At 71.6% G+C, this 13156-nt stretch carries 11 protein-coding genes and 1 pseudogene; 10 read left to right on the forward strand and 2 right to left on the reverse strand.

Annotated elements, in window-relative coordinates; translation table 11 throughout:
* Positions 1-58 precede the first annotated feature (58 nt).
* The 3 genes from J2S43_RS03280 to J2S43_RS03290 all read left to right on the forward strand — a co-directional run bounded on the left by J2S43_RS03280 (position 59) and on the right by J2S43_RS03290 (position 3782).
* Positions 59-802, forward strand: coding sequence for an HAD family hydrolase (locus J2S43_RS03280; RefSeq protein WP_306827052.1), 744 nt, complete (start codon positions 59-61; stop codon positions 800-802).
* A gap of 705 nt (positions 803-1507) precedes the next feature.
* On the forward strand, positions 1508-2134 hold the full coding sequence (locus tag J2S43_RS03285; RefSeq protein WP_306827053.1) for a LysE family transporter: 627 nt from the start codon (positions 1508-1510) through the stop codon (positions 2132-2134).
* 175 nt (positions 2135-2309) lie between these two features.
* On the forward strand, positions 2310-3782 hold the full coding sequence (locus J2S43_RS03290; protein ID WP_306827054.1) for a bifunctional 3-(3-hydroxy-phenyl)propionate/3-hydroxycinnamic acid hydroxylase: 1473 nt from the start codon (positions 2310-2312) through the stop codon (positions 3780-3782).
* Here the strand turns inward: J2S43_RS03290 and J2S43_RS03295 are convergent.
* Positions 3728-4393: a DNA alkylation repair protein gene (locus J2S43_RS03295; protein WP_306827055.1), complete on the reverse strand. Its 666-nt coding sequence runs from the start codon at positions 4391-4393 to the stop codon at positions 3728-3730. The two genes, J2S43_RS03290 and J2S43_RS03295, sit on opposite strands and share 55 nt — an antisense overlap.
* 71 nt (positions 4394-4464) lie before the next feature.
* Here J2S43_RS03295 and J2S43_RS03300 point away from each other — a divergent pair, with 71 nt between their 5' ends.
* Genes J2S43_RS03300 through J2S43_RS03310 form a run of 3 tightly spaced genes read left to right on the forward strand, consistent with a single transcriptional unit; the run spans position 4465 to position 6779 of the window.
* Positions 4465-5469: a hypothetical protein gene (locus tag J2S43_RS03300; protein ID WP_306827056.1), complete on the forward strand. Its 1005-nt coding sequence runs from the start codon at positions 4465-4467 to the stop codon at positions 5467-5469.
* Positions 5470-6105, forward strand: coding sequence for a sigma-70 family RNA polymerase sigma factor (locus tag J2S43_RS03305; RefSeq protein WP_306827057.1), 636 nt, complete (start codon positions 5470-5472; stop codon positions 6103-6105).
* 17 nt (positions 6106-6122) lie between these two features.
* Positions 6123-6779, forward strand: coding sequence for an acVLRF1 family peptidyl-tRNA hydrolase (locus J2S43_RS03310; protein ID WP_306827058.1), 657 nt, complete (start codon positions 6123-6125; stop codon positions 6777-6779).
* A 223-nt stretch (positions 6780-7002) separates the two neighbouring features.
* On the opposite strand, the gene ypfJ is transcribed toward J2S43_RS03310, so the two are convergent.
* The gene (gene ypfJ, locus J2S43_RS03315) at positions 7003-7920 is read right to left on the reverse strand and encodes a KPN_02809 family neutral zinc metallopeptidase (protein ID WP_306827059.1); all 918 of its coding nucleotides are present in this window, start codon (positions 7918-7920) and stop codon (positions 7003-7005) included.
* A 179-nt stretch (positions 7921-8099) separates the two neighbouring features.
* Here ypfJ and J2S43_RS03320 point away from each other — a divergent pair, with 179 nt between their 5' ends.
* The 4 genes and pseudogenes from J2S43_RS03320 to J2S43_RS03335 all read left to right on the forward strand — a co-directional run.
* The gene (locus J2S43_RS03320; protein ID WP_306827060.1) at positions 8100-9698 is read left to right on the forward strand and encodes an ABC-F family ATP-binding cassette domain-containing protein; all 1599 of its coding nucleotides are present in this window, start codon (positions 8100-8102) and stop codon (positions 9696-9698) included.
* A gap of 370 nt (positions 9699-10068) precedes the next feature.
* Positions 10069-10296, forward strand: a complete 228-nt coding sequence (locus J2S43_RS03325; protein ID WP_306827061.1) for a helix-turn-helix domain-containing protein — start codon at positions 10069-10071, stop codon at positions 10294-10296.
* 46 nt (positions 10297-10342) lie between these two features.
* Positions 10343-11089: an enoyl-CoA hydratase/isomerase family protein gene (locus J2S43_RS03330; RefSeq protein WP_306827062.1), complete on the forward strand. Its 747-nt coding sequence runs from the start codon at positions 10343-10345 to the stop codon at positions 11087-11089.
* Between the two features lie 184 nt (positions 11090-11273).
* A pseudogene (locus J2S43_RS03335) lies at positions 11274-13145 on the forward strand (ABC transporter ATP-binding protein); the annotation flags it as partial.
* Positions 13146-13156 lie beyond the last annotated feature (11 nt).

Here is a 13156-nt window from a genome sequence, read left to right on the forward strand (position 1 = left end):
CCGTATCGGGGGATCCCCCGATACGGCCCATTGGCGCACACATGTCAGGATCAATGCCGTGTTGATCAGGCCACGGGCGTTGCTGCTCGACTTTCACGGGGTGATCGGCCGCGCGGAGGCCCGCCCCGGCCGCGAGGACGCGTTCATCGAGGTCCTCGCGCGCATCGCCGGGCCGTCCGTGCCCGCCGACCGGGTCCGTGCCGACCACGCGGCGGGTCTCGCGGCGTACCGTTCGTGGCGCGACGCGATGTCCCGCCCGTCCGCGCCGCCGGAGCTGACCCAGCAGGACTTCTGGGGTGAGTACGTGGCGGCTGACTGGCCGGCCGCCGCGCGCACCGCGGTCCGGGACAGCGCCGAGGTGCTCAGCCGCCTCTGGCTGATCGACAACAACGACTGGACGCTGCTGCCCGGCATCGTCGAGCTGGTGCGGACCGCGGTCGACGCGGGCCTGCCGGTCGCGGTGGTCAGCAACACGCTCTGCGGCGCCGCGTTCCGCGAGATCATCGCGGCGTCACCGCTGGACGGCGCGTTCGGCGCGGAGATCTACAGCGACGAGGTCGGCGTCCGCAAGCCCAACCCGGCCATCCTCAAGCACGCGGCGGACCGCCTCGGCGTCGACCTGACCCACGCCTGGTTCGCCGGCGACAAGCTCGACCGCGACGTGCTCTGCGGTCGCCGCGCCGGCGTCGGCGCCACCATCCTGATGTCCCCGGAGCCGGTCTCGCACCCGTCCATCACCCCCCACACGAACGTGGCGGACGCGGACGCCCTCCGCACCCTCCTCCAGGCCTATCTGACCTGACCATCCACCCCCGCTTCGCCACGACGCTGCGGTCCCGGCGCGCCTCCACGCCCGCCGGGTGCAACGGCAGGGTGCCATGCCCGGTCCGGCGTAGCCAGCAGCGCTCGCCGGACATTCCACACCTTTTCGGCGGCTTCCAGCTCCGCTTACCTCGATGTCGCACCGCCCGATCCCGCAAACGCCACGGCGTCGGCAAGCCGAGCTGACCGGTGACGCGAGTGGTGCGGCGCTGGTAAGCAGAGCAGAGCTGACGACCGCATCCGCGGAGCAACGTCGGCCATCCGGGCGCTGCGCACCCGAAATTTCGGAATACAAGGACGCGGCGCTGCGACGCGCCTGCTCACTCCGACCCTAAGGCTTATTCAGCGGGGGCGAGCCGACGCCGCGGCGCCGCAGGCCAGCGCTGTCGGCGCGCAACGCGCTGAATAGCCCTCCCTGAAAGGCTGACCTGGAAATAGGCCTCGACATCGTTACCCAGAGGATTATTCACGCCTGCGCCGCGTGCCGCCGTGCCGGTAAGCAGAGCAAAGCCGGTGCGGGCGCGGTGGGCAGCGCACCGGAAAACGGATGGCCGGAACCGCGCACCGGCGCGCAGGATGGCCGCATGACCGAGGCGAAGCGGAACCGGCTCACTGTCGCGACGGCCGTTCGGGCCGGGCGGCAGCAGGCCGGTGACGCGATCGGCTCGGCCGGACGCCCGCGACGATGAGCGCCGCATTCCTGGCCGGGGTGGTCGCCGGGTATGGCGTGGCGGTGCCGGTCGGAGCGATCGCGATCCTGATCGCCGGTCTCGCCGCGCGCACGTCGCCGCGGGTCGGCGCCGCGGCCGCGCTCGGCGTGGCCACCGCGGACGGTCTCTACGCGGCCGTCGCGGTCACCGGCGGCTCGGCGCTGGCCGGGGTCATCGCGCCGGTCGCCACGCCGATGCGCTGGATCGCCGCGGCCGTCCTGATCGGACTCGCCGTGCACACCACGATCACCGCGATCCGCCACCACCGCGATCCGGCCCGCGCGGCCACGACCGGCACCGCGCTGACCACGCCGATCCGTGCGTACGGCGGGATTCTCGCCCTGACCCTGCTCAATCCGATGACCATCGTCTACTTCGGCGCGCTTGTCCTGGCCGGGCAGGCCTCCGGCGACCTGCCGCCGGGAGCGGCGGCGGCGTTCGTGCTGGGCGCGTTCCTGGCGTCGGCGAGCTGGCAGCTGTTGATCGCGGCCGGCGGCTCCGTGGTCGGCCGCGTGCTGACCAGCCGGCGCGGCCGACTGCTGACCGCCCTGGCCTCCGCAGCCCTCGTCGCAGCCCTGGCCGCGCACACCATCGTCTCCTGACCCTGCAAAGGATCATTGAGTGATACGTGAGGTCGATCGACTTCGCTTGTTGATCTACCTGAGGTATCACTCAATGATCCTTCCGGTCGATCTCCGGGGGCGCTGGGGTCGGCGGGGAGCCGTGCCCCTGGTCACGCCGCGAGCGCGGTGCCGTGGTCTGGGGTTGTATGTGAGGGTGACGGTGCTGGTGGTGGGCGCGGGCCCGACGGGGCTGACGGCGGCGATCCTGCTCGCCCAGCGTGGCGTGCCGGTGGTCGTGGCCGAACGGCACCACGAGCCGTACCCGCTGCCGCGCGCGGTGCACCTGGACGACGAGGGGCACCGGATCCTGCAGTGGGCGGGCGTGGCCGACGGGTTCAGCGCGATCAGCCGCCCCGCGCTCGGTCTGCGGATCGTGGACGCACGGCTGCGCACGCTGGCCGAGTTCCGGCGGGACAGCCCGGTCGGGATGCACGGGTGGCCGCAGGCGAACATGTTCGACCAGCCGGTGCTGGACGCGCTGCTGCGCGCGCGCCTGGCCGCGCTGCCGCACGCGGAGCTGCGCACCGGCACCGAACTGCGTGCCCTGGACGGCACCCGCGCCACTCTGACATCGAGAACCGGCACCTACGCCGAGAGGTTCGATGCGGTCCTCGCCTGTGACGGCGCGAACTCCACGGTCCGCGCGCTGATCGGCGCGCGCAGCACCGACCTCGGCTACAGCGAGGACTGGCTGGTCGTGGACGCGGTCAGCGGGGACGACCTCGGGCACTGGGGCGGCGTCCACCAGGTCAGCGACCCGCGCCGGGCGGCCACGTTCATGCGGATCGGTGCGGACCGGTACCGCTGGGAGTTCCGGCTGCTGCCCGGCGAGACCGCGGACGGCCCGGACACGGACGCGCTGCTCGCGCCGTGGACCGGCAGCGCGAGCGTGGAGATCCGGCGGCGGATCGCGTACACGTTCCGGGCCCGGATCGCGGACCGCTGGCGGCACGGGCGGGTCTTCCTGCTCGGCGACGCCGCGCACGAGACGCCGCCGTTCATCGGGCAGGGGCTGGGTGCGGGGCTGCGCGACGCGGCGAACCTGGCCTGGAAGCTGGAGCTGGTGCTCACCGGGCGGGCCGGCGAGGCGCTACTCGACACCTACCAGCGGGAGCGCCGCCGGCCCGCGCTGCGCCTGATCCAGGCCGCGCGCCTGCTCGGCGCCGCGATGACCGGGGGACAGGACGGCGCCGCGGCGGTGCGCCGCGCCGTGCTGGCCGTGGCCGTGCGGGTGCCCGGCTTCACCGCGGCCGGCCTGCGCGGCATCGCGCCGCTGATCGGCCCGAGCGCGCTGCGCCCCTGGTGGAGCCGGCCGCCGACCGGCCGGGTGTTGCCACAGCCCCGGGTGTGGCACCGGGGCCGCGAGGTGCTGCTCGACGACGTGCTCGGCCCCGGCTTCGCGATCCTGACCGCGGCGCCGGGGCGGCACACGGGGGAACTGGCCGAGGCGCTGGACGCACCGGTCATCGGCCTCGGAACCGACATCAGGGACGAGACCGGCACATTGGCCCGATGGGTACGCCCCGGCCGTACCCTCGTGGTGCGCCCTGATCGTTTGATCCTCGGTGCGCGTCACAGGTTCTTGAGCGCCTCCCGGACGGAGAGCGGCGACAGCACGTCCGCGTGAGCCGTGACGAACGCGCGCACCTCCTCCGGCGCGGTCCGGGCGTAGTGCCGCAGCGCCCAGCCGATCGCCTTGCGCACGAAGAAGTCCGGGTGCCCGGCCTGACGCAGGGAATACGCGAAGAGCCGCTCGGTCACCGTGTCCGCGCCGTAGTGCAGCTGGTGCAGCAGCGCGGTCCGGATCACCCACACGTCCGGGTCGGTGATCCACTCGTCCATCTCGTCGCGGACCGCCGGGTGCGCCGCGCCGAGCGGGCCGACGACCCGGGTGGCCAGCGTGTCGACCGTGTCCCACCACGACTTGGTGGTGATCAGCCCGCGCACCACCGGCAGCAGCGTGGCCGGTGACCTCGGCGCGGCCCGGCGCAGCCAATCCGCGCCGAAGTACTGATATTCGCGTTCCGGCAGCTCCCAGCAGAGCTCCGCGACCAGCGGCACGTCGGACGCGGTGCGAGCCGGCAGCCCGGCCAGCACCGCGCGGTCCAGCGCCCGGCGGCGCGGCGTGGGAATGCCGAGGAACGGGAAGAGGTCGCGCATGTAGGCGCTCATCGCCACCGCACGCTCCGGGTCCGCGGCCGCGCGATAGGCGATCATCAGCCGGTCCACGACATCCATCGGCTCACTGTGTCACCGAACCGGCGTCCGCGGAGTCTTCATGACGTCGGCCGGAAGAGGGAAACACCGCTGTGACTCATGAACTACGCCGGCTCCTCGAGGAGGAGCTCGCCGGTGAGACGCCCCCACCGCTCGGTGACGTGGTGCGGGTGTCCGTCGACTCGGGGCGACGCGTCCGCCGCCGGCATCGGTGGTTCGCCGGTGCCGGCGGCGGTACCGCGGCCGTTGTGCTCGCCGTCGCGGGACTGTTCGCGCTGGGCGGACCGACCGGCTCCGCCGAGCCGCCCACCGCGGAGTCCTCACCGTCGCTGACCGTGGCGGCCGAGCCGGAACAGGCGGCACCGGCGGCTCCGGCGGCCCCGGAGCGGTGCACCACGCCGAGCCCCGGCGTGAGCACCGCCTCCGACCCGGCGCAGAAGTCCGTTCCAGCCCGGGCGAGCGCGGCCGCGAGCGACGGCTGGGGCAGCGGCGGCCTCTGGATGATCGACTGCACGGGCAGCCTGCGCGGGATCGACCTCACCACGCCGTCGACGGACACCGTGGCCGAACAGGGGCTCTCGCGCACCACGCCGGAGTCCGCGCTGGAGCTGCTCTCCTACCTGGTCCCGAAGGGCGACATCGGCGGGCTGGCCTACCGGGCGCCCGCGGAGGACGAGGCCGGGTCCACGTTCGTGCAGATGTACCTCGACCGGGGCGAGGGCTACGGGATGATCCGCCTCCACCTCGCCGGTCCGGAGCCGAGGACGGACGGGCTCGCGTCCCGGCTGTGCGTGGCCATGCGGTCCTGCGTCAACATGCCCGGCGTCGGGCTGCTGGTGGTGGAGAACAACCCGGACGAGTGCACGCTGTTCCAACGCGTCTCGTTCTACCGCGCGGACGGCGTGATGGTGTCCCTGATGCTCGGCGACTGCCTGATGTGGGACGGCCGGCAGAACCCGCCCGGCCAGGTCGCGCTGTCGTTGCAGGAGGCGGTCACCGTGGTGCTGAACCCGCAGTGGGGGCCGGAGATGCCGGCCGACCTGGTCAAGGCGGGCGCGATCAACCAACCCGAGCTGCCCACGATTGTTGGAGGCTGAGTGACCAGCGTTACCGGCAACTACGCTCTGGCGGCGCCGGCCGTGGCCCCCTCCGCTCCACCACAGCCACCGTCCGAGTCCGGCGCGCGCCGCCTGCTGCGCACCGGCCGGGCCCGGGCCGCGCGTCAGGAGCAGGAGGACGAGTACGTCGAGTTCGCCCAGGCGATGGCGGAGCGGCTGCGGCGCACCGCGTTCCTGATGTGCCGCGACTGGCACCTCGCCCAGGACCTGACCCAGATCACGCTCACCAAGATGTACGTGTCATGGAACCGGATACACGGCACCGTCAACGTCGAGGCGTACAGCCACAAGGTGCTGATGAACGCGCTCTTCGACCACCGGCGCAAGGGCGGCCGCGAGTTCGTCGGCATCGCGACCGGCGACCAGCTCGACTCCCCGGCCCCGGACACGGGCCCGGAACTGCGGATGACGCTGCTGGAGGCGCTCGGCACGCTGCCGGAACGGGACCGCGCGATCGTCGTGCTGCGTTACTGGGAGGACCACAGCGTGGAGACGGTCGCCGAGGTGATGGGCGTCTCCACCACGGTCGTGAAGTCGCAGAGCAAGCGCTGCCTGCAACGGCTGCGCCGGCTCCTCGGCGACCACCGCGCGCTGCTGCTGGAGGAGAGCGACTAGCCCACTACGCTGTGGGCATGCGTGCGCGACCCGCCGCGGGCGGCGGCCGGCGGGTCGACGTGGTCCCCGGCCGCCTGACCCGCTGGCTCGACAACTTCACGGCCCGGCACGGGCCACCCCTGCAAACCATGCGGGGGTACGAGATGCGCCTCGAAGCCCCGGACGGCGCGGTCGCGGAGCTGCACGCGCCGCCGGGCGCGCCACTGGCCGGCGACCCGGAGTCGTTCCTGGCGGCCGCGGTCGCGCCCCGCCCGCTCGGCCTGCTGCTGGCCCGCAAGTCCGCGGTCGCGGTCGGCTACGCGATCGGCGACGACCTGCGCGAGTCGAAGGTCGACCGCAGCTACGTGCAGTCCCGGACCGCGGCCGGCGGCTGGTCCCAGCAGCGCTTCGCCCGCCGCCGGGGCAACCAGGCCAAGGCCGCGGCCGGTGGGGCCGCCGACATCGCGGTGCGCCTGCTGCTGCCCCGCGCCCGGGAGCTGACCACGCTGGTCACCGGCGGCGACCGGGCCGCCGTGGACGCGATCCTGGCCGACCGCCGCCTCGCACCACTGCTGGAGCTGCGCGCCGAGCGCTTCCTGGACGTCCCCGAGCCCCGCCAGACCGTCCTGGAGGCCGCGCTCCCCGAGGCCCGCGCCATCACGATCGTCATCCACGACCCCGCCCCGGAATCGTGATCAGGGCGTCCCCGAAGTCGTCAGTACGACTTCGGGGACGCCCTGATCTTGGAAAGCGGGCCCCCACTCAGCTGACAGGAAGGAGCGCCAGCGACGACCGGTGCCCGCGGGAGCACTCGGAAAGTGCCCACGCCGGAAGCGGGAATATCCAAGCCTTTGACCTTGAACTGCCCGGCCCCGGCCTGGCCCCAAGCTAGCGGCTGTGGGATGACCGGCCAGGGAATCAGCTGAGGCCGGTGTCGCAGGACTTGGGGTCGCCGGTGTCGTAGCCGGTGCGGAACCACTTCTGGCGGTCCGCGGAGGAGCCGTGCGTGAACGCCTGCTCGTCGACCGGGTTGCCGGACTTCTGCTGGAGCGTGTCGTCGCCGATCGCGGCCGCGGTGTCCAGGCCCTCCTGGATGTCCTGGTCGGTGATGCTCTTGAAGATCTTCTGGCCGCTCGCGTCGTCGGTGCCGGTCGCGTTCTTCGCCCAGGCGCCCGCGTAGCAGTCGGCCTGCAGTTCCAGCGCCACCGAGAGCTGGTTGGCCGCGCCCGGGTCGCGCTCCTGGGCACGCCGCATCTCGGCCTCCGTGCCGAGCAGGTCCTGCACGTGGTGGCCGTACTCGTGGGCCAGCACGTACGGCTGGGCGAACTCGCCGGGCGCGCCGAGCTGGTCGGCGAGCTGGCGGTAGAACGTGAGGTCGATGTACACCAGGTCGTCGGCCGGGCAGTAGAACGGGCCGACGCCGGAGTCCGCGTTGCCGCACCCGGTGCTGACGGCCTGCTCGAAGAAGACCGTGTCGGACTCGGCGTACTGCTCGCCGAAGGCCTGCGGCAGCGCGTCCTTCCAGTAGTCCTGGATCGAGTTGACGTAGAGCGCGTTGCGGCACTCCAGCTGCTGCAGGCGGTCGTTCGCGGCGCACTCCTGGGCCAGCGGCTCGCCGGATCCGCTGCCGGACCCGGCGCCGTCGCCGCCCATCGCGTTCAGGCCGAGGCCGCCGCCGACCAGCGAGACCAGCAGGAAGACCGCGAGGCCGATCCAGGCGCCCTTGCCACCGCCGATCGGGATCGGGATGCCGGACAGCCCGCCGCCACCGCCGCCGCTGCCGCGCCGGTCGGTGATCTGGTCGGTGTCGATCCGTGCGTTCTCGTTGAGCTCCATCGTCCGGCTCCACTCGTGTGCGGGGGTGCCATCGACGTACCCGTTGATCTTGGAAATCAATCCGGCGGAGGGTGTGTTGGGTCATCGGTACACTGAAGGTTGGTGCTCCGCCGATGCGCGGAGCTTCTCTCTGTGCCGGGGCTTTCCGGCCGGGATCTGATCTGAGAGCGAGTCACCGCATGATCACCGCCACCGGCCTGGAGCTTCGTGCCGGAGCCCGCATCCTGCTGTCCGAGGCCAACCTGCGGATCCAGCCGGGCGACCGGATCGGCCTGGTCGGCCGCAACGGCGCGGGCAAGACCACTACGCTGAAGGTGCTCGCCGGTGAGGGCCAGCCGTACGCCGGGAAGGTCGAGCGCAAGGGCGAGGCCGGTTACCTGCCGCAGGACCCGCGCACCGGCGACCTGGGCGTCACCGCGCGCGACCGCGTGCTCTCCGCCCGCGGTCTGGACTCGATCTTTCGCGAGATGAACGAGTTGCAGGAGAAGCTGGCCGTCGACTCCGACGACCGCCTGGTCCGCAAGTACGGCGCGCTGGAGGACCGGTTCGCCGCGCTCGGGGGTTACGCGGCCGAGGCCGAGGCGGCCCGGATCTGCGCGAACCTGGGCTTGGAGGACCGGATCCTGGCGCAGACGATCGGCACGCTCTCCGGTGGTCAGCGCCGCCGGATCGAGCTGGCCCGGATCCTGTTCCGGGACGCGGGCGACAGCGGCATCCTGCTGCTCGACGAGCCCACCAACCACCTGGACGCCGACTCGATCAACTGGCTGAAGAGCTTCCTCTCCGCGCACAAGGGCGGGCTCGTGGTGATCTCCCACGACGGCGCGATGCTGGAGGCCGTGGTCAACAAGGTGTGGTACCTGGATGCCACCCGGTCCGTGGTCGATCAGTACAACCTGGGCTGGAAGTCGTACCTCGAGCAGCGCGAGACGGACGAGCGCCGCCGCAGGCGCGAGCGGGCCAATGCGGAGAAGAAGGCCGGCGCGCTGATGGCGCAGGCCGACAAGATGCGCGCGAAGGCCACCAAGACCGTCGCCGCGCAGAACATGGCGAAGCGCGCGGAGAAGCTGCTCGGCGGCTTGGAGGAGGTGCGCTCGGCGGACCGGGTGGCGAAGGTGCGCTTCCCCGCGCCCGCGCCGTGCGGCAAGACGCCGCTGACCGCGTCGAACCTCTCCAAGTCGTACGGCTCGCTGGAGATCTTCACGGACGTCAGCGTGGCGGTCGACCGCGGCTCCCGGGTCGCGATCCTCGGCCTGAACGGCGCCGGCAAGACCACGCTGCTGCGCATGCTGGGCGGCCTGCTGGAGTCGGACACCGGGTCGGTGAACCCGGGGCACGGGCTGCGCCTCGGCTACTACGCGCAGGAGCACGAGACGCTGGACGTGGATCGCACGATCCTGGAGCACATGCGCAGCGCCGCGCCGGACCAGTCGGACACGGACCTGCGGAAGATCCTGGGCGCGTTCCTGTTCAGCGGCGACGACGTGAACAAGCCGGCGGGCGTGCTCTCCGGTGGCGAGAAGACCCGGCTGGCGCTCTCCACGCTGGTCTGTTCCGGCGCGAACGTGCTGCTCCTCGACGAGCCCACGAACAACCTGGACCCGGCCAGCCGCGAGCAGGTGCTGGACGCGATCGCGAACTACCCCGGCGCGATCGTGCTCGTCACCCACGACCCGGGCTGCGTGCTGGCGCTCAAGCCGGATCGCGCGATCCTTCTTCCGGACGGTGACGAGGACGCGTGGAGCGACGACCTCCTCGAGCTGGTCGAGCTCGCCTGAGCCGCAGCTAATCCCATGTTTCACAGTTCCCGTGAGTGGAATTGGCGCCGAAAATTTCAGTGACGGTAGGTATTGCCGGCCTCTCTTGTCGGGGGCGACACGGGAGTGTGAAAATCTTGGCACACTCCGTACCGCCCCCGATGTACGGCCGACGATGCCGCACCACGCGGGCGGCGCCAAGAATGCGCAGGTACAAGCCGATAGGCGGGTAACGAGCCAGCCCACGAAGCGACTCGGCCGCCGTGACCGCGGCCCGACAGTGGCATGCGTGTCGGTTGGCGAACGAATGGTATCTGGCGCATGATCGTTCGAGGCGGTCTAATAGGTGGGACCGCATCGAACCGCACAGTCTGGGACGTGAGGATTCAACATGGCAGCCACTGGCACAGCCACCAGCACTGAGAAAGGTCGCCGAATTGTCGGGCAGGAGCGTCAGACGCTCGCCAAGGACCTCGTAAAGCGGTATACCTCTGGGGAAAGTATCCGCGCCTTGGCCGCCTCGACAGGCCGTTCCTACGGTTTCGTGCACCGAGTTCTGACCGAAAGCGGCGTTCAACTGCGCCAGCGCGGCGGTGCTCGCCGTCGCAAGAAGGCGTGAGCCCGGTAATCGCCGGCAAACAGTACGCGCGTCCGGGATCCCCCCGATGAATTCAGATAGTGGCGTGCGGCTCGAAAACGACGGGCCGGTCGCGACGGTGACGTTGTGCCGGCCCGACGTGCTCAATGCACAGACTCCCGATATGTGGCGCCTTCTGCGCAATTTCTCCCGCGAACTCACCGGAGACGTCCGGGTTGTTGTGGTTCGGGGCGAGGGGCGCGCGTTTTCCGCCGGTCTCGACCGCGCGGTCCTCGGCGGTGGCGACTTCACCGACCTGGCCGCGCTCCCGGACGACGAGGCCGCGGACCGGATCGCCGGGTTTCAGGAGGCGTTCACCTGGCTGCGCCGGCCCGACCTGATCACGATCGCGGCCGTGCAGGGCCACGCGATCGGCGCCGGGTTCCAGCTCGCGCTCGCCTGTGACCTGCGCATCCTGGCCGACGACGCGAAGCTCTCGATGGCGGAGGTGACGCTCGGGCTGGTGCCCGACCTGGGCGGCACCAAGCGCCTCGTCGAGCTGGTCGGCTACGCCCGCGCGCTGGAGATCTGCGTGACCGGCCGCCGCATCGCCGCGTCCGAGGCCGTGGCCATGGGACTCGCCAACATCGTCGTCCCGGCCGCGGAGCTGACCTCCGCCACCGCCGACCTCACCGCCGCCGTGCTCGCGAGCAACCGCGACGCGGTCATCGAGATCAAGGCGCTGCTCGCCGCCGCCGCGGACCGCTCCTACGCCGACGCCGACCGCGCTGAACGCGAGGCCCAGGTCCGACGCGCCGAAGACCTCTTCGGGTGACCCATTTCAACCCGGCCGGTGTGGCCGGTCGGCATGGGATCAGTCGGCCGCCCGGGTCCGCCGGGTGGAAGGAAGCTCAGTGATCCAGGCGTCATCGATGTAGCTCTGACGACATGGATGACGCTTGGATCACCGAGCTGGGCGGCGCGCTAGATTTGCGCCCGAGATGAACAACATGCGGGGGATGCCGGGCGGACCGGGGAGCATGGGCGGCTGGTCCACGCTCCGGGCGCTCAACAACGAGAAGAAGCTCGAAGGCCGCAAGGTCGACTGGAGGATCACCCGGCGGGTGGTGCGCTTCGCGTATCCGTACCGCCGGGATATCGTGATCTTTCTTGTCGCCGTGGTGATCTCCGCGGTGCTCGGCGTGGCCACGCCCGTGCTGGCCGGCGACGTGGTCAACGAGATCACCCGGGGCGGCCCGGAAGCGGCCCGGACCATCGTCTGGATCGCGGTCGCGATCGCCGGCATCGCGCTCGCGGACGCGCTGCTCTCGCTCGGCCAGCGGTGGTACTCGGCGCGCGTCGGCGAGAGCATCATCCTCGACCTGCGCACCCGCGTCTTCGACCACGTGCAGCGGCAGCCGCTGGCGTTCTTCACCCGCACCCAGACCGGCGCGCTGGTCAGCCGGCTCAACAACGACGTGATCGGCGCGCAGCAGGCGTTCACGTCCACGCTCTCCGGCGTGGTCAGCAACGCGATCCAGCTCGCGCTCACCGCCGGCGTCATGTTCACGCTCTCCTGGCAGATCACGCTGCTGTCGCTGGTCATGCTGCCGCTGTTCATCCTGCCCGCACGCCGGGTCGGACGCCGGCTCGCCGAGATCACCCGAGAGTCGTACGAGCTGAGCGCGTCCATGCAGGCGACCATGGTCGAGCGGTTCGGCGTGGCCGGCGCGCTGCTGGTCAAGCTGTTCGGCTCGCCGTCCGACGAGGCCCGCAAGTTCGCGGTCAAGGCCGAGCGGGTGCGCGACATCGGCGTCCGGCAGGCGATCTACTCACGTACGTTCTTCGTCGCGATGCTGCTGGTCGCGTCGCTCGCACAGGCGCTCACCTACGGCCTCGGCGGCTGGCTCGCGGTCACCGGCGCGGTCAGCGCGGGCACGGTCGTCACGCTCGCGCTGCTGCTCACCCGCCTCTACGGCCCGCTGACCGCGCTCTCCAACGTGCGCGTCGACGTGATGAGCGCGCTCGTCTCGTTCGAGCGCGTCTTCGAGGTCCTCGACCTGGAACCGGCGATCGCGGAACGCCCCGGCGCCGTGGACATCGCCGGTGCCCGGGTGGTCTTCGACGGCGTCACGTTCCGCTACCCGACCGGCGCGGAGACGTCGCTGGCCTCGCTGGAGGACGTCGCGGTGCTCGACCGCGCCGCCACCGAGCCGGTCCTGCGCGACGTGTCGTTCACGGTCGAACCGGGCACGCTGGTCGCGCTGGTCGGCCCGTCCGGCGCCGGCAAGTCCACCACCGCGATGCTGCTCTCCCGCGTCTACGACGTCACGTCCGGCGCGGTCACGATCGGCGGCACCGACGTCCGCGACGCCCGCCTCACCTCGCTGCGCGACACGGTCGGCGTGGTCACCCAGGACGCCCACCTGTTCCACGAGTCGATCGCGGATAACCTCCGCTACGCACGCCCCGGCGCCACCGACGACGAGTTGTGGGCCGCGCTCGTGGCCGCGCAGGTCGCGGACGTGGTCCGGGAGCTGCCCGACGGCCTGGAGACCGTGGTCGGCGAGCGCGGCTACCGCTTCTCCGGCGGCGAGAAGCAGCGCATCGCGATCGCCCGCCTGCTGCTCAAGGCCCCGTCCGTGGTCATCCTCGACGAGGCCACCGCCCACCTGGACTCGGAGAGCGAGGCGGCGGTGCAGTCCGCGCTCACGGCCGCGCTGACCGGCCGCACCGCGCTGGTCATCGCGCACCGGCTCTCCACCATCCGCGCGGCCGACCAGATCCTGGTCATGGACCACGGCCGGATCGCCGAACGCGGCACCCACGAGTCACTCCTCGCCGCGAACGGCCTCTACGCGGACCTCTACCGCACCCAGTTCGCTACCGCGCAATAAGACGA

The sequence above is a fragment of the Catenuloplanes nepalensis genome, assembly GCF_030811575.1.
Lineage (GTDB): Bacteria > Actinomycetota > Actinomycetes > Mycobacteriales > Micromonosporaceae > Catenuloplanes > Catenuloplanes nepalensis.

What these genes read in the sequence shown, in the direction of transcription:
- J2S43_RS03285 (WP_306827053.1), top strand. Translation starts at nt 1,508, where the DNA reads ATGAGCGCCGCATTCCTGGCCGGGGTGGTCGCCGGGTATGGCGTGGCG.
- J2S43_RS03295 (WP_306827055.1), bottom strand. Translation starts at nt 4,393, where the DNA reads ATGGATGTCGTGGACCGGCTGATGATCGCCTATCGCGCGGCCGCGGAC.
- J2S43_RS03310 (WP_306827058.1), top strand. Translation starts at nt 6,123, where the DNA reads ATGCGTGCGCGACCCGCCGCGGGCGGCGGCCGGCGGGTCGACGTGGTC.
- ypfJ (WP_306827059.1), bottom strand. Translation starts at nt 7,920, where the DNA reads ATGGAGCTCAACGAGAACGCACGGATCGACACCGACCAGATCACCGAC.
- J2S43_RS03320 (WP_306827060.1), top strand. Translation starts at nt 8,100, where the DNA reads ATGATCACCGCCACCGGCCTGGAGCTTCGTGCCGGAGCCCGCATCCTG.
- J2S43_RS03325 (WP_306827061.1), top strand. Translation starts at nt 10,069, where the DNA reads ATGGCAGCCACTGGCACAGCCACCAGCACTGAGAAAGGTCGCCGAATT.
- J2S43_RS03330 (WP_306827062.1), top strand. Translation starts at nt 10,343, where the DNA reads ATGAATTCAGATAGTGGCGTGCGGCTCGAAAACGACGGGCCGGTCGCG.